Below are 16,737 nucleotides of genomic sequence, written 5' to 3' on the forward strand. Positions count from 1 at the left end.
ACACAATTATTGCCGAAATCATCGGCACTGATGGACAGAATTCATGGCTATCTCAATCAAGACATCTGAAGACATCGAAAAAATGCGCGTCGCGGGCCGTCTGGCAGCCGAAGTGCTGGAAATGATCGAACCGTATATCAAACCGGGCGTCACCACTGGCGAACTGGACCGTATCTGTAACGATTACATCGTTAACGAACAACACGCGATCTCCGCCTGCCTCGGCTACCACGGCTATCCGAAATCCGTCTGTATCTCTATTAATGAAGTGGTGTGCCACGGCATTCCGGATGACGCTAAACATTTGAAAGATGGTGATATCGTCAACATCGACGTGACCGTGATTAAAGATGAATTCCACGGCGATACCTCGAAGATGTTTATCGTCGGCAAACCGACCATTCTGGGCGAGCGTCTGTGCCGCGTCACGCAAGAGAGCCTGTATCTGGGCATCAAAATGGTGAAACCGGGCATTCGCCTGCGCACCATTGGTGCCGCCATCCAGAAATATGCCGAAGGCGAAGGTTTCTCCGTGGTACGTGAATACTGCGGACACGGTATTGGTCGCGGCTTCCATGAAGAACCGCAGGTGCTGCATTATGATGCAGACGATGGCGGCGTCGTGTTGCAGCCTGGCATGACCTTTACCATTGAACCGATGCTGAACGCCGGGGATTACCGTATCCGCACCATGAAAGACGGCTGGACGGTAAAAACCAAAGACCGCAGCTTGTCTGCTCAGTACGAGCATACTATTGTGGTAACGGAAAACGGCTGTGAAATTCTGACGCTGCGTAAAGATGACACCATCCCGGCGATCATCACACACGACGAATAATGTTTTGCCTGATGGCGATGCCTTCGCATCTTATCAGGCCTACAAATTACTCCTTTACTCAAAATCATTCGAGTTGCCTCAAGGCGGCAAGAGAGTGAATCTTCAGGAGCGTACATAAGTACGTGACTGGAGTGAACGAGCGCAGCCAACGTAGAAGCAACTTGAAGGATGAAGAGTAAATACGTAGGCCGGATAAGGCGTTCACGCCATTATCCGGCTTTTTAATGGGTGGCGCATATGAATACTCTTCCTGAACAGCACGCGAATACCGCACTCCCCACCCTCCCGGACCAGCCGCAAAACCCTGGCGTCTGGCCGCGCGCTGAACTGACCGTCGCTGGTATCAAAGCCCGCATCGACATCTTTCAACACTGGCTGGGCGAGGCATTTGACAGCGGCATTTGTGCTGAACAGCTTATTGAAGCTCGTACCGAATTTATCGACCAGTTGTTGCAACGCCTGTGGATTGAGGCCGGTTTCGGTCAGATTGCCGATCTGGCGCTGGTCGCCGTCGGCGGCTATGGACGCGGCGAACTGCATCCGCTTTCCGATATTGATCTGCTCATTTTAAGCCGCAAAAAGCTGCCCGATGAACAGGCGCAAAAGGTCGGCGAACTGCTGACTTTATTATGGGACGTCAAGCTGGATGTCGGACATAGCGTACGTACGCTGGAAGAGTGTCTGCTGGAAGGTCTGTCTGATTTAACCGTTGCGACAAACCTCATCGAAACGCGTCTGCTGATCGGTGATGTCGCTCTGTTTCTGGCACTGCAAAAACATATTTTCAGCGAAGGTTTTTGGCCGTCCGACAAATTTTACGCCGCCAAAGTAGAAGAGCAGAACCAGCGCCACCAGCGCTATCACGGCACCAGCTATAATCTGGAGCCGGATATTAAAAGCAGCCCCGGCGGCCTGCGCGATATCCATACATTGCAGTGGGTCGCCCGACGTCACTTCGGCGCCACCTCGCTCGATGAGATGGTGGGGTTCGGCTTTTTAACCCCGGCTGAGCGCGCGGAGCTCAACGAGTGCCTGCATATCCTGTGGCGCATTCGCTTTGCGCTACATCTGGTGGTCAGCCGCTACGATAACCGCCTGCTGTTCGACCGCCAGTTAAGCGTCGCTCAACGCCTTAACTACAGCGGCGAGGGCAATGATCCGGTTGAGCGGATGATGAAAGACTACTTCCGGGTTACGCGTCGGGTGAGCGAACTTAATCAGATGCTGCTTCAGCTATTTGACGAGGCGATTCTGGCGCTGCCTGCGGATGAAAAACCACGTCCTGTTGACGATGAGTTTCAACTGCGCGGCACGCTCATTGATCTGCGTGACGACACGCTGTTTATCCGCGAACCGCAAGCGATCCTGCGGATGTTTTATATGATGGTGCGCAATAGCGCGATCACCGGCATCTACTCTACGACGTTACGCCATTTGCGCCACGCCCGCCGCCACCTGAGCCAACCGCTGTGTTACATCCCGGAGGCGCGCACTCTGTTTCTTAGTATGCTGCGCCATCCCGGCGCGGTCAGCCGCGGCCTGCTGCCTATGCATCGCCACAGCGTACTGTGGGCTTATATGCCGCAGTGGTCGCACATCGTCGGACAAATGCAGTTTGACCTGTTCCACGCATACACGGTGGATGAACACACCATCCGCGTAATGCTCAAACTGGAGAGCTTCGCGAAAGAAGAGACGCGCCAGCGCCATCCGCTATGCGTCGATCTCTGGCCGCGGCTTCCCCATCCGGAACTGATCCTGATCGCCGCGCTGTTCCACGATATTGCGAAAGGTCGCGGCGGCGACCATTCGGTACTGGGCGCGCAGGATGTACTCACCTTCGCCGAACTGCACGGTTTGAACTCACGCGAAACGCAACTGGTCGCCTGGCTGGTGCGCCAACACCTGCTGATGTCAGTCACCGCCCAGCGCCGCGACATCCAGGATCCGGAAGTCATCAAGCAGTTTGCCGAAGAGGTGCAAACCGAAACACGGCTGCGTTTTCTGGTCTGCCTGACCGTCGCGGACATCTGCGCGACCAACGAAACCTTGTGGAATAGCTGGAAACAGAGCCTGCTGCGCGAGCTGTACTTCGCCACTGAAAAACAGCTCAGACGTGGAATGCAAAATACGCCGGATATGCGTGAGCGCGTGCGTCACCATCAGCTTCAGGCGCTGGCGCTACTGCGAATGGACAATATTGATGAAGCCGCGCTGCACAAAATCTGGACCCGCTGTCGCGCTAACTATTTTGTTCGTCATAGTCCAAATCAGCTCGCCTGGCACGCACGCCATTTATTGCAGCACGATCTGCGCCAACCGTTAGTGTTGCTCAGTCCGCAGGCCACGCGCGGCGGAACCGAAATTTTTATCTGGAGTCCGGACAGACCCTATCTGTTTGCCGCCGTCTGCGCCGAGCTGGACAGGCGTAATTTAAGCGTCCATGACGCGCAGATCTTTACCACTCGCGACGGCATGGCAATGGATACGTTTATCGTTCTGGAACCAGACGGCAGCCCGCTGGCGGCGGATCGCCATGACGTTATTCGCACCGGACTTGAACAGACCATTACGCAGCGTAGCTGGCAGCCGCCGCAGCCGCGTCGGCAACCGGCAAAGTTACGGCACTTTACGGTCGAAACGGAAGTCAATTTTCTGCCCACCCATACTGACAGAAAATCATTCATGGAATTGATCGCGCTCGATCAACCTGGTCTGCTGGCCAGGGTCGGACAAATTTTTGCCGATCTGGGAATTTCGCTTCATGGCGCCCGAATTACAACCATTGGTGAACGAGTAGAAGATTTATTCATAATCGCCACAGCGGATCGGCGCGCGCTTAATAATGTGCTGCAACTTGAGGTGCAACAACGGTTGACAGCGGCCCTCAATCCAAACGATAAAGGGTAGTGTGTTTATTTATATGAAAGAGTTTAACAATGCAGCAGTTACAGAACGTTATTGAGACCGCTTTTGAGCGCCGCGCCGATATTACGCCGGCTAATGTAGATACCGTGACCCGAGAGGCGGTAAACCAGGTCATTTCTCTACTTGATTCCGGCGCGCTGCGTGTCGCAGAAAAAATCGACGGTCAGTGGGTCACTCACCAGTGGCTGAAGAAAGCGGTTCTGCTCTCTTTCCGTATTAACGATAACCAGGTTATCGACGGTGCGGAAAGCCGCTACTTCGATAAAGTCCCGATGAAATTCGCTGATTACGACGAAGCGCGTTTTCAAAAAGAAGGCTTCCGCGTCGTTCCGCCTGCGGCCGTTCGTCAGGGCGCATTTATCGCCCGCAACACCGTGCTGATGCCGTCTTACGTTAACATCGGCGCCTACGTTGACGAAGGCACCATGGTTGACACCTGGGCGACGGTGGGTTCCTGCGCGCAGATTGGTAAAAATGTTCACCTTTCCGGCGGCGTGGGTATCGGCGGCGTACTGGAGCCGCTGCAGGCTAACCCGACCATCATTGAAGACAACTGCTTTATTGGCGCGCGTTCTGAAGTCGTGGAAGGCGTCATTGTCGAAGAAGGTTCCGTCATTTCCATGGGCGTATACCTCGGCCAGAGCACCAAAATATACGATCGCGAAACCGGTGAAGTTCACTATGGCCGCGTACCGGCGGGCTCCGTGGTCGTTTCCGGCAACCTGCCGTCAAAAGACGGTAAGTACAGTTTGTACTGCGCGGTGATCGTGAAAAAAGTCGACGCCAAAACGCGTGGCAAAGTGGGCATTAACGAATTATTGCGCACTATTGATTAAGCGAGTGAAAAGCGGGGGCGACAGCCCCCCTTTGCATTACGGCGAATGCGGTAACACGGTTTCCGGCGCAATCTTTGCCGCAAACGCCGAAGCCAGCGCAGTTAAAACGACATAACCGGCAACCAACGTCCAACTGTTATCATAGACTGCGCTTAACGCTTTAGCGATAAACGGCGTGAATCCCCCTGCCACAACCGCCCCCAACTGAGCGCCAATTGATGAACCGCTGTAGCGTACAGGCGGATGAAACAGTCCGGCGAAAAAAGAAGGTTGCACAGCATTCAGTGAATTATGACCAATGTTAATAAGCAGAACGTAGCCCATTGTCATCAGTATGAGCGAACGGCTTTCCAGCAGCCAGAAAAAGGGAAAAGCCATTGCCGCGACAAAAAGCGCGCCGAAAATATACACCTGACGGCAGCCACGCCGATCCGACATGATGCCAAATAGCACGTGCATGGGATACGCCAGCAGACAGGTGAACATTACAATGTACAGAATAGTCAGGCTGGCAATCCCAAGCTGCGTCGTCGCCCAGGAAACCGCGAAGACGGTGGCAAGAAAAAAGGGAACGCTTTCCGCAAAACGTAGAATTATAATCAGCAAAATGCTGCGCCATTGTTCTCGTACCACTTTGACCACCGGCCTTTCTTCTTTTTGCTGCATATGCTTAATGGCCTGCTGCTTTTTAAACGCACGGAAGACAGGCGTCTCATCCAGACGATGACGCATATATAATCCAGGCAGCACCAAAAGCGCACTGAGCAGAAAAGGAATACGCCATCCCCACAATAACAACGCATCCTTCGGTAATTGGGTCACGACTATAAATGCGCCTGTCGCCAATAATTGTCCCGTGAGTCCTCCTGTTTGCGATAGCGCGCTTAACCGCCCCCGGTGCTTTCCAGCAGCATATTCCACGACCATTAACATGGCGCCTCCCCATTCGCCTCCAACCATAAATCCCTGCAGAAAACGCAGAATAACCAGTAAGGCAGGCGCCAGCGCGCCAATACTGGCGTAAGAAGGCAGGCAACCGATGAGAAACGTGACCGCGCCCATCCCCCCTAACGTGATTAATAACGTGTTTTTACGCCCAAGCGTATCTCCCCTGTTGCCAAAAAATAGCGCGCCCAGCGGCCGGGAAATAAATCCCACGCCGAAACTGGCAAAAGAAGATAACGTTGCAGTCAATGGGCTGGCGCCAGGGAAAAAAAGCGGGCCAAATACCAGCGCGCTTGCCAGGCCGTATAATAGAAAATCATAATATTCAATGGAGTTTCCTATCCAGGCGGAAATCACCACCCGGCGAATAGTAGCATTATACGTTCCGGACATAGACTCCGCCTCTCAAGGTTATCGACCACTACCTCCGGTCAATTTTCCACACTGACCTCAAACGCTTTCTCTATAAACGGAATATCGCGTTGAATTACTTAAACTATCAATAACCACCGCCCTTTTACTCATTACGTTGCCGAGACATCTTCTGCGATCAACCGCGCTTTTTTTGTATCCATTGGTGGCGAAAAACCAACTTTTCGTTAATTATTCAAAAGTTATAGTGTGATGAAGGATACCGCTATGTATGACAATCTAAAAAGTCTGGGCATTACCAATCCTGAGGAAATCGATCGTTACAGCCTGCGGCAAGAAGCCAATAACGATATCCTGAAAATCTATTTTCAAAAGGATAGAGGTGAATTCTTTGCTAAAAGCGTGAAGTTTAAGTATCCACGCCAGCGTAAAACGGTGGTGGCCGATGGCATCGGTCAGGGTTATAAAGAAGTACAGGAGATTAGCCCTAACCTACGCTATGTGATTGACGAGCTGGACCAAATCTGCCAGCGCGACCGCTCAGAACTCGATCTCAAACGTAAGATCCTCGACGACTTGCGCCACCTGGAAAGCGTCGTCGCGAATAAGATCAGTGAAATCGAAGCCGATCTGGACAAGCTTACCCGTAAGTAAGCTGTGTGTTGCCGGATGGCGACGTGTTACGCCTTATCCGGCCTACAGATATATCCCCGTAGGCCTGATAAGCGTAGCGCCGCCGGGCTTAACGCTGTTCATCCAATTGTAGCGCCACATACAGCAACAGCCGATCGTCAAAATTTCCCAAATCCAGCCCGGTCAGTTCCGAAATACGATTTAGCCGATATTCCAGCGTGTTACGATGAATAAACAGCGCCTTAGAGGTCGCCAGCGGCTGGACATTATGGCGAAACCACGCCGTCAGCGTCCGACGTAATAACCCGTTGTTATCCATCGCTTTGAGTTTTACCAGCGGGCGCGCCAGCTCATTGGCCTGCCAGCCGCCACGCAGGCTATCTAACAGAACCGGCAGCATCAAATCCTGATAAAAATAGCTGCGGCTTTCTGGCATCCGCTGTTTGCCGACCATCATCGTGGTGCGCGCCGTGCGGTATGAGCGTGCAATACTGCCCGGCCCGGTAAAGTAATTGCCCAGCGCTACGCGAAAACGTAGCTGACCATTCTCTTTCATTCGCGAGATAAGCTGCTCTACGCGCTTACGATGATCTTCAGCATCCCAGCGACCAAACGAGTTTAAGGCGGGTTTGAGCACCACCATCTCGGTGAGAGAAACAATGGCTATCAGGTTGTTACGCTCCGGCGTGGTAAGCGCATTCTGCAACTGCTGAAGTTCCGCCATTGCGCTATCGACGCCAAGCTGGCCGCTGTCGACTTCCACCACCGCCGCCACACGCGGCTGGTTCAAATCGATCCCCAAACGCTGCGCCCATTCCACCAGCGCCGGCGTATTTTCTTCGGCCTGAATCAGGTTCATCACCAACTCTTCGCGCAAACGGCTATCCTGCGCCAAAAGGTGCATTAACCGCGACTGCTCCAGCATCATTTCGGCAGTCATACACACCAGTTCGCCATATTTACGCAGGTGCTCTGGTTCGCCGGTGAGGCCGATCACGCCGACAATTTCGCCCTCAAGGCGTAAGGGAAGATTAATCCCCTGACGCACCCCGTGCAGGTGTCGCGCCACGGCGTCGTCGATATCCACAACCCGGCCCTGCGACAGCACTAACAGCGCGCCTTCGTGCAATTCACCAATACGTTCCCGATCGCCGCTGCCGATAATGCGCCCGCGGGCATCCATTACGTTGATATTGGTATCGATGATGCGCATAGTGCGCGCCACGATATCCTGCGCCATTTTGGTATCAAGATGCCAGCCAGCCATAAATCCCTCCTGTGAGCAGAGCACAAGCATAAGGAAGATGACAGGTCTCGACATTGTGCAAATGCACAAAACAGTGCAAAGAAGTATGGAGTTGTGGGGGGTTTCACAGAAAAGTGTTGCCCCCTTCCATGGCGGAAGGGGGACAAAGGTGATTACTGCATCAGCAAATAAATAGAACTATCACCACGCTGAATATTCAGCGCCAGAACTGACGGCTTGCTGTCGAGAATCTTACGCAGCTCGGCGATATTTTTCACCGGCTGCTGGTTAGCGCCGATAATCACATCACCTTTTTTGAGGCCAATTTGCGCGGCGGGTGAATTCGCTTTCACGCTGCTCACCACAACGCCTTTATCCTGGCCTTTATTGCTCATTTCAGCGCCTTCAATCCCACTGAAGATGGTGCTGGAATCAACCTGACTCTGGCTGCTCTGCTGCAGTTCCAGATTAACCGTAATCGCTTTACCTTCACGCAGCAGACCGAGGCTGATTTTGCTGCCGACCGGCATAGTGCCGACCTGAGCGCGCAGCGCCGCAAAGCTGCTGATCGGTTTACCGTTCAGCGAGGTAATGACATCCCCGGCTTTGATACCCGCTTTCGCCGCGGACGAATTCGGCATCACCTGGCTGACGAACGCGCCACGCTGGGCGTCGACTTTCATCGCTTTCGCCAATTCGGAATTCAGCTCAGTCCCCATGATCCCCAGTTCGCCGCGTTTCACCTGGCCGTATTCCACCATCTGCGACGTCAGATTCTTCACCATGTTACTGGGGATAGCGAAGCCGATACCGATGTTGCCGCCGTCCGGCGCCAGAATCGCGGTGTTAATACCGATCAGCTCACCGTTCAGGTTCACCAGCGCGCCGCCGGAGTTACCACGGTTAATCGCGGCGTCGGTCTGAATAAAGTTCTCATAATTTTCTACGTTCAGGCCGCTACGCCCCAGCGCCGAAACGATACCTGACGTCACCGTTTCGCCCAGACCAAACGGGTTACCAATAGCGACGGTATAATCCCCCACGCGCAGCGCGTCGGAGTCCGCCAGCTTAATCGCCGTCAGGTTCTTCGGATTCTGAATTTGAATCAGTGCGATATCAGAACGCGGATCTTTGCCCACCACTTTAGCATCGAATTTACGCCCATCGCTAAGCTGTACTTTAATCACGCTGGCGTTATCAACCACGTGGTTGTTGGTAACGACGTAGCCCTTCGCGGCGTCAATAATTACGCCGGAGCCCAGCGCCATGAATTTCTGTTGTTGACCGCCGTTGCCGCCGTTACCGCCGCCCTGGCAGAACGGAGAATTCTGGAACGGAGAACCGTCCTGGCAGAACGGGGAGTCATCGCCAAAGAACTGCTGGAAATTACGCGGCATACGCGGCGTATTCACCGTGGTGCTACCTTCTACATTAATACTGACCACCGATGGCATCACTTTTTCGAGCATCGGTGCCAGGCTTGGCATCTGCTGGGCAGTCATTGCTGAAGAGGACGTTTCAGCCGCCGTGGCAGACAGAGGCGACAATGCCAAACCTAAACTCAGAGCCAGTGCACTCATTGCTAATGTGGTTTTTTTCATGTGTTTCAATCTCGATTAACAGGTAACGCAAAATTGCTGTGTACGTCAGATTCATTTTATAACGCGAAGTTCCGGAACAAAGTTTCTGGAAAAAGTAAAAATTTATTGTCCATCTTTACAAAAGTCCATTTACTGTTCGACCGCCATCAAACGCCGATATTCATCCCATGCGTAAAGGTCAGTCATCCCGCTGATATAATCCTGAATCAACCGACAGCGATAATAATATTCCAGTACCGGGTACTCCGCCGAATCCGTAGGTAATTTACTGACGACTTCCACGTAGGCCAAACGATGGCGCGTAGAAAGTTTCTGAAATAAGCGCGATTCTATGGGGAAGCGTTTCAACCGTTCTTTTTCCACCAGCTCGCGAAAGTCGTTAAGCGACAGGCTTAATAGCGGCTGATAGATATCTAATAACCCGCTGATCACCCGGTATCCCTGTAGTTCAAGCTGTTCTACATCCGGATGGCTAAACACATGTTCAACCGCCACATTCTTATAGAGTTCAAGCAGGCGGCTAAAACCGCTGGCATCTTCCAGCAGCGCCTGATTGAAGGTACCGGCAAAAATCTGCGGCAAATTATCAATAAAACGCTGAGCGGCATAGGGCACCAGTTTATTTAATGTATTTACCCGTAAATACATAAAAAACTGATCTTCGGTACTGCGGCTTAATGTATTGGCGCGTGATTTTTCCCACGCATTTCCTACCACCAGCTCAAACAGCGAATCCTTCTCATGGTGGCCCCACGCGTGATATAAATGGTGATAAAGCTGCTCAACGCTAAAGATTCTTTTCTCTACCGCGTCTTCAAGATCGGCGACACAATAAGAAATATCATCTGCGGCTTCCATAATCCACGTTAATGGAAAGCGACTGTAAGGCGCTAACTGAAGTTCTTTACGTAACCTCGCAATATACTTCTCTTCAGAAAGATAATAGCCCGGTTTCTTCATTAAATAGCGATGGGAATCCGGCACCGGCCCTCGCCACCATGCCGGACGGGTATATTTTAAAATTCCGCCAACCTGCGCCCAGGTAAGATTCATCCGCATGAGCGTATGCACCAGGCGAATTCCCTGTGCATTGCCTTCAAAATGGCAGATATCCTGACGTACTTTGCGGCGAATATCGTTCAGATTTTCTTCGCCTTCCTGTAACCGTAGCGAGGAAACCACACAGCGATCATGCGTGAGCGGCTGACTTTCCGCATCTTCCGGATGCAGCCGCTGACGAAACCAGTCATTGATCGCCGCCTCGCCAAAATGACCGAACGGCGGATTACCGATGTCGTGCATCAGGCAGGCCATTTCCACAATACTTTCAAAGGGACCGGTCAGCGCGTCCAGGCCGTACTCCTCCAGTCGGTTTTGCTCTTTCAGGCGGCTTAAAATCTCTTTCGCGATATAACGCCCTACCTGCTGCACCTCCATCGAATGCGTCAGGCGAGTACGCACCGCGGCATTGCGCTCCAGCGGGAAAACCTGCGTTTTTTGCTGCAAACGGCGTATAGCCGGAGAGTTGATAATCCGCCCGCGATCGCTTTCAAAAATCCGCAGGATCTCATGTTCCGTCTTTACGCCCTGCGGTGAACGATAACGACGATGCCAGTTAATTTTATTTCGGAAATCGATCGATGCCATATCCTCTCCCCGCCTGAGAAATGCGCTTCCCCATAAGCGCATGATAAACTATGCCCCCAAAACTGACTTATCGCGAGTAAATCTATGAAAATCGGCATCATTGGCGCAATGGAAGAAGAAGTTACGCTGCTGCGTGACAAAATTGACAACCGTCAGACGATTACGCTGGGCGGCTGCGAAATTTACACTGGCCAGTTGAACGGCACCGAAGTGGCGTTGCTGAAATCCGGTATCGGTAAAGTCGCGGCGGCGCTGGGCGCAACGTTGCTTCTGGAGCACTGCAAGCCGGACGTGATCATCAATACCGGTTCCGCAGGCGGTCTGGCGTCCACGCTGAAGGTCGGCGATATCGTCGTCTCTGACGAAGCGCGTTACCACGACGCTGATGTGACCGCTTTCGGCTATGAATACGGGCAATTACCGGGCTGTCCGGCCGGATTTAAGGCCGATGACAAACTGATCGCCGCCGCGGAATCCTGCATCAGGGAGTTGAATCTGAACGCGGTACGCGGCCTTATTGTTAGCGGCGACGCGTTTATTAACGGCTCTGTCGGGCTGGCGAAAATTCGGCATAACTTCCCCGACGCGGTCGCCGTAGAGATGGAAGCCACCGCTATCGCACACGTCTGCTATAACTTCAGCGTGCCGTTCGTGGTGGTACGCGCTATCTCTGACGTGGCCGATCAGCAATCGCACCTCAGCTTTGACGAATTCCTCGCGGTGGCGGCGAAACAGTCGACTCTGATGGTCGAAACGCTGGTACAGAAACTGGCGCATGGTTAAGCAAATGTTCAGGGCGCTGGTCGCCCTGCTGCTTACGCTCCCGGTGTGGCTTTACGCTGCGCCGCGCGTAATTACCCTCTCTCCCGCCAATACGGAGCTCGCTTTTGCCGCCGGGATTACGCCCGTTGGCGTCAGCAGCTATTCCGACTACCCGCCCGAAGCGCAAAAAATAGAACAGGTCTCTACCTGGCAGGGAATGAATCTGGAACGCATTGTGGCGCTGAAGCCGGATCTGGTCGTCGCCTGGCGCGGCGGTAATGCGGAACGCCAGGTAAACCAACTGACGTCATTAGGTATTAAGGTCATGTGGGTGGACGCGGTAAGCATCGAACAGATCGCCGACACGCTCCGCCAACTGGCCGCCTGGAGCCCGCAGCCGGAAAAGGCTCAGCAGGCAGCGCAGACATTGCTAAACGAGTACGCCGCGCTCAACGCCGAGTATGCCGGTAAAGCTAAAAAGCGCGTCTTTCTTCAGTTTGGCATGAATCCTCTGTTTACCAGTGGTAAAGGGTCTATTCAACATCAGGTTTTGACGACCTGCGGCGGAGAAAACGTCTTTGCTGACAGCCGCGTGCCGTGGCCGCAAGTCAGCCGTGAACAGGTGCTGGCAAGGCATCCCCAGGCTATTATCGTGGCCGGAAAAGCGGGCGAAATTCTCAAAATTGAACAATACTGGGGAAACCTGTTAAAAATTCCGGTTATTCCGCTTAACAGCGACTGGTTTGAACGCGCAAGCCCGCGTATTATCCTCGCCGCAAAACAACTCTGTAATGCGCTTTCACAGGTGAATTAGAGCCTGTCTTACCAGGCTCCCAGTGGGGATTCGACAATGCTCGTCTATTGGCTGGATATTGTAGGCACGGCTGTATTTGCTATCTCTGGCGTGTTGCTGGCCGGGAAATTACGTATGGACCCGTTCGGCGTCCTGGTGCTCGGCGTCGTTACTGCCGTCGGCGGCGGGACAATCCGCGATATGGCGCTGGATAACGGCCCGGTATTCTGGGTTAAAGATCCTACCGATTTGGTCGTCGCCATGGTCACCAGTATGCTGACCATCCTGCTGGTTCGCCAGCCAAGACGTCTGCCGAAATGGATGTTGCCGGTACTGGATGCGGTCGGGCTGGCGGTGTTTGTCGGCATTGGGGTGAATAAAGCCTTCCTCGCTGAAACGGGGCCATTAGTGGCTGTCTGTATGGGCGTGATTACCGGCGTCGGCGGCGGGATTATTCGCGATGTTCTGGCACGCGAGATCCCCATGATCCTACGCACCGAAATCTATGCCACGGCCTGTATTATCGGCGGGATTGTTCACGCCACCGCGTTTTATACGTTTTCAGTACCGCTGGAAAGCGCCAGCATGATGGGTATGGTGGTCACGCTGTTCATTCGGCTGGCGGCCATTCGCTGGCATTTGAAATTGCCGACGTTTGCCCTGGATGAAAACGGACGTTGATATTGTTTTGCCCGATGGCGCTACGCTTATCGGGCCTACAGGAAAGATGTTGTAGGCCGGATAAGACGCTCGCGTCGCCATCCGGCACAACGAACAGCAATCAAATGCTGAAGGAAGAGCCACACCCGCAGGTACTTTTCGCATTCGGGTTGGTTACAATGAAGCGGGAACCTTCCAGGCCTTCGGTATAATCGACCGAACCACCCACCAGATACTGCAAACTCATCGGGTCAACCACCAGGCCAACGCCCTGTTTTTCGATGGTCATATCCCCTTCGTTCACCTGATCGTCAAAGGTAAAACCATACTGGAAGCCGCTGCAACCACCGCCGGTGATATACACGCGCAGTTTCAGATTCGGGTTATCTTCGTCAGCGATAAGACTTTTTACTTTATTCGCTGCTGCGTCGGTAAACTGCAGCGGCAGCGCTACGTCATCACTCATATTTTGCTCCAAACGACATCGGTAATTGGATAAATTTTCACCCAATATTGGCAGTCATTATCTAATACCCTGGTAATTCGTTCAAGTATTCTCGCCCGCAGGCGCATTCTGGTTTTTCGCCGCCTGTTCCGCATCCTGCTTCGCCAGAGTGCGCGCCAGGATGGTTGAGTATAACGGTTTCCCGCCCAAAAACTGGGCTAATAGTGTCGCGCCAAGACAGGTGATAATCATTGGCAAAATGAGCTGGTAGTTATCGGTCATCTCCAGCACCAGCACAATCCCCGTCAGCGGGGCGCGCACCGACGCCGCCATCAGCGCCCCCATCCCGGCAATCGCAAAGGTACCGGCCTCCAGGTGATACTGCGGGAAAAGCACTGCCGCCGCCATACCGAAGGCCGTACCAAGCAGCGTTCCCAGCGCCAGCATCGGGGCGAAAATGCCCCCCGGCGCGCCGGAAGAAAAGCAAAGCAGCGTCGTGACCACCCGGGTAATAAAGATGAACAGCAGTAGCCCGACGCTAAAATTACCTGCCGCGGCGATAGGAATAAGGTTAAATCCGCCGCCTGCCGCTTCCGGCTCAATCAACCCCAGAATACCGCACAGGCCGCCGATCGCGCCGCCCATTAGCACCCATTTTTTAATTTCGCCGCCATGAAAGCGCTGAAACATATCCTGGGTACGCAGCACCAACGAATTAAATACCGGCCCGACGCAGCCAAAAATAATACCGAGGATAAGGTATAACCACAGCGTGTTAACCGGTGCATCAGACAGTTTGCCGACTTCAATAATCGGCGCTTCGCCGTTAAATATGCGGAACACAATGCTCGACATGATGACGCCGGTAAACACCGCTTTAATCGAAATCAGGTTGTAGCGAAACTGCGGGCGCATCTCTTCAATAATAAACAGGATACCCGCCAGCGGCGCGTTAAACGCCGCAGAAAGCCCCGCCGCCGCGCCGGTCGCCAGCAACGTATGCCGCGCTTCGGCGCTGCGCATACGAAAAACATCCAGCACCATGCGCCCCAGGTTGCCCCCGATTTGCACCGTTGGCCCTTCGCGCCCTAATACCATTCCTGCGCCCAACGTTCCCATCCCGCCGATAAACTTCACTGGCAACACGCGCCACCAGCGCACCGGACGTAACTCCTCCAGCGCGCCTTCAATTTCCGGGATACCCGAGCCGCCGGCTTCTGGCGCAAATTTTCGCACCAAAAAGTAGCCGACCATCGCCAGTAACGCCGAAAGGATAAAGGCCAGCGGCCAAAGCAAAAACGCATGGTCCGCGACCTGAACCAGCGCGCCAATGCGCATGTTTTGTACCCAGGAAACCGCCTTTTCAAAGGCGACGCCAACCAGTCCGGTAAGCGTGCCGACAACGGCCGCCATGAACAGGATGGCCAGCGGCGTTTTATCCCGCTGCATTAACCGGCGAATCTGATCTCTGCGCCGTAAACGCACAATTTGCTGAGCTAAAAAGGTGGAAGTGTCTGTTTTCATCAGAAGATCATTAATTGGTAATACAAATCTAAAGTCGGCATTCTACTCGCCAACGCCGTGAAAATCCCCTGCAAATCGTATTGTTTCAAATGCGTAAAACTTTCATAACCTTCTCTGAATAACTTAGAATAGCGGGTATTCACTTTTTCTACGAACCAGGAATCTTTCCATGAGTAAGTCTGAAAATCTCTATAGCGCGGCCCGCGAGCTGATCCCCGGCGGCGTGAACTCCCCTGTTCGCGCCTTCACTGGCGTGGGCGGCACCCCGCTGTTTATCGAAAAAGCGGACGGCGCGTATCTTTATGATGTCGATGGCAAAGCGTATATCGACTATGTCGGTTCCTGGGGGCCAATGGTACTGGGGCATAACCATCCGGCTATCCGCAATGCGGTGATCGAAGCTGCGGAGCGCGGTTTAAGCTTCGGCGCGCCAACCGAGATGGAAGTGAAAATGGCGGAACTGGTCACCAACCTGGTGCCGACCATGGACATGGTGCGCATGGTGAATTCCGGCACCGAAGCGACCATGAGCGCTATTCGCCTGGCGCGTGGTTTTACTGGCCGCGATAAGATTATCAAATTCGAAGGCTGCTACCACGGCCACGCAGACTGTCTGCTGGTCAAAGCCGGTTCTGGCGCGCTGACGCTCGGTCAGCCGAACTCACCGGGCGTGCCGGCAGATTTCGCGAAACATACGCTGACCTGCACTTATAACGATCTGGCGTCAGTGCGCGCGGCGTTTGAACAATATCCGCAGGAAATCGCCTGTATCATCGTCGAGCCGGTGGCGGGCAATATGAACTGCGTCCCGCCGCTGCCGGAATTCCTGCCAGGTCTGCGCGCCTTGTGCGATGAGTTCGGCGCGCTGCTGATTATCGACGAAGTGATGACCGGTTTTCGCGTAGCGCTGGCCGGAGCCCAGGATTACTACGGCGTCGTGCCGGACCTGACCTGTCTGGGTAAAATCATCGGCGGCGGGATGCCGGTAGGCGCGTTTGGCGGTCGTCGCGATGTAATGGATGCGCTGGCGCCGACGGGCCCGGTTTACCAGGCGGGCACCCTTTCCGGCAACCCGATTGCGATGGCGGCCGGTTTCGCCTGCCTGAATGAAGTCGCCCAGCCCGGCATTCATGAAACGCTGGATGAGCTCACCACCCGTCTGGCGGAAGGTTTGCTGGAAGCTGCCGAAGAAGCGAATATTCCGCTGGTGGTTAACCATGTCGGCGGCATGTTCGGGATTTTCTTCACCGACGCTGAGAGCGTAACTTGCTATCAGGACGTGATGGCGTGCGACGTTGAACGCTTTAAGCGTTTCTTCCACCTGATGCTGGAGGAAGGCGTGTATCTGGCGCCATCGGCGTTTGAGGCGGGCTTTATGTCGGTCGCACACAGCATGGACGACATTAATAATACTATTGACGCCGCGCGTCGGGTGTTTGCGAAATTGTAAAGGATGAATTGCCGGGTGACGCTTACGCTTACCCGGCCTACATTCTACACCGCAGGC

General features: G+C 53.7%; 14 protein-coding genes. 8 read left to right on the plus strand and 6 right to left on the minus strand.

Features of this window, described 5'->3' with window-relative positions:
* Positions 1-43: 43 nt before the first annotated feature.
* The 3 genes from map to dapD all read left to right on the plus strand — a co-directional run bounded on the left by map (position 44) and on the right by dapD (position 4,602).
* Positions 44-838: a type I methionyl aminopeptidase gene (map, locus tag ACLJZ5_RS15510; protein WP_001018214.1), complete on the plus strand. Its 795-nt coding sequence runs from the start codon at positions 44-46 to the stop codon at positions 836-838.
* A 237-nt stretch (positions 839-1,075) separates the two neighbouring features.
* Positions 1,076-3,748 carry a bifunctional uridylyltransferase/uridylyl-removing protein GlnD gene (glnD, locus tag ACLJZ5_RS15515; RefSeq protein ID WP_001094519.1) on the plus strand — a complete coding sequence of 891 codons (2,673 nt, stop codon included), beginning with the start codon at positions 1,076-1,078 and terminating at the stop codon, positions 3,746-3,748.
* A 29-nt stretch (positions 3,749-3,777) separates the two neighbouring features.
* Positions 3,778-4,602: a 2,3,4,5-tetrahydropyridine-2,6-dicarboxylate N-succinyltransferase gene (dapD, locus tag ACLJZ5_RS15520; RefSeq protein ID WP_001186673.1), complete on the plus strand. Its 825-nt coding sequence runs from the start codon at positions 3,778-3,780 to the stop codon at positions 4,600-4,602.
* A gap of 36 nt (positions 4,603-4,638) precedes the next feature.
* On the opposite strand, the gene ACLJZ5_RS15525 is transcribed toward dapD, so the two are convergent.
* Positions 4,639-5,940 carry an MFS transporter gene (locus ACLJZ5_RS15525; RefSeq protein ID WP_000017175.1) on the minus strand — a complete coding sequence of 434 codons (1,302 nt, stop codon included), beginning with the start codon at positions 5,938-5,940 and terminating at the stop codon, positions 4,639-4,641.
* 246 nt (positions 5,941-6,186) lie between these two features.
* Between ACLJZ5_RS15525 and ACLJZ5_RS15530 the strand changes: the two genes are divergently transcribed.
* Complete coding sequence (locus ACLJZ5_RS15530) at positions 6,187-6,573, plus strand: DUF3461 family protein (protein ID WP_000272193.1); 387 nt, start codon at positions 6,187-6,189, stop codon at positions 6,571-6,573.
* A gap of 88 nt (positions 6,574-6,661) precedes the next feature.
* Here the strand turns inward: ACLJZ5_RS15530 and cdaR are convergent, their stop codons facing one another.
* The 3 genes from cdaR to dgt all read right to left on the minus strand — a co-directional run bounded on the left by cdaR (position 6,662) and on the right by dgt (position 11,046).
* Entirely contained in the window at positions 6,662-7,819 is a 1,158-nt protein-coding gene (cdaR, locus tag ACLJZ5_RS15535; protein ID WP_000929420.1) for a DNA-binding transcriptional regulator CdaR, read from the minus strand.
* A gap of 152 nt (positions 7,820-7,971) precedes the next feature.
* Entirely contained in the window at positions 7,972-9,399 is a 1,428-nt protein-coding gene (gene degP / locus ACLJZ5_RS15540; protein WP_000753958.1) for a serine endoprotease DegP, read from the minus strand.
* A gap of 129 nt (positions 9,400-9,528) precedes the next feature.
* Positions 9,529-11,046 (minus strand): dGTPase, encoded by a 1,518-nt coding sequence (gene dgt, locus ACLJZ5_RS15545; protein WP_000146450.1) that lies wholly within the window; start codon positions 11,044-11,046, stop codon positions 9,529-9,531.
* 84 nt (positions 11,047-11,130) lie between these two features.
* On the opposite strand from dgt, the gene mtnN reads away from it, so the two are divergent.
* Genes mtnN through ACLJZ5_RS15560 form a run of 3 tightly spaced genes read left to right on the plus strand, consistent with a single transcriptional unit; the run spans position 11,131 to position 13,282 of the window.
* Positions 11,131-11,829, plus strand: a complete 699-nt coding sequence (mtnN, locus tag ACLJZ5_RS15550; protein ID WP_000689824.1) for a 5'-methylthioadenosine/S-adenosylhomocysteine nucleosidase — start codon at positions 11,131-11,133, stop codon at positions 11,827-11,829.
* The gene (gene btuF, locus ACLJZ5_RS15555; RefSeq protein ID WP_000240674.1) at positions 11,822-12,622 is read left to right on the plus strand and encodes a vitamin B12 ABC transporter substrate-binding protein BtuF; all 801 of its coding nucleotides are present in this window, start codon (positions 11,822-11,824) and stop codon (positions 12,620-12,622) included. The genes mtnN and btuF overlap by 8 nt, the downstream gene beginning before the upstream one ends.
* 36 nt (positions 12,623-12,658) lie before the next feature.
* Positions 12,659-13,282 (plus strand): TRIC cation channel family protein, encoded by a 624-nt coding sequence (locus ACLJZ5_RS15560; RefSeq protein ID WP_000964234.1) that lies wholly within the window; start codon positions 12,659-12,661, stop codon positions 13,280-13,282.
* A gap of 100 nt (positions 13,283-13,382) precedes the next feature.
* On the opposite strand, the gene erpA is transcribed toward ACLJZ5_RS15560, so the two are convergent.
* Both erpA and clcA read right to left on the minus strand, forming a co-directional pair.
* Positions 13,383-13,727: an iron-sulfur cluster insertion protein ErpA gene (gene erpA, locus ACLJZ5_RS15565; RefSeq protein ID WP_001278668.1), complete on the minus strand. Its 345-nt coding sequence runs from the start codon at positions 13,725-13,727 to the stop codon at positions 13,383-13,385.
* An 81-nt stretch (positions 13,728-13,808) separates the two neighbouring features.
* Positions 13,809-15,230, minus strand: coding sequence for a H(+)/Cl(-) exchange transporter ClcA (gene clcA / locus ACLJZ5_RS15570; protein WP_000845430.1), 1,422 nt, complete (start codon positions 15,228-15,230; stop codon positions 13,809-13,811).
* Between the two features lie 169 nt (positions 15,231-15,399).
* Between clcA and hemL the strand changes: the two genes are divergently transcribed.
* Complete coding sequence (gene hemL / locus ACLJZ5_RS15575; protein WP_000045249.1) at positions 15,400-16,680, plus strand: glutamate-1-semialdehyde 2,1-aminomutase; 1,281 nt, start codon at positions 15,400-15,402, stop codon at positions 16,678-16,680.
* The last annotated feature ends 57 nt before the right edge of the window (positions 16,681-16,737 follow it).

The sequence above is a fragment of the Salmonella sp. 5800 genome (genome assembly GCF_046558195.1).
Lineage (GTDB): Bacteria > Pseudomonadota > Gammaproteobacteria > Enterobacterales > Enterobacteriaceae > Salmonella > Salmonella enterica.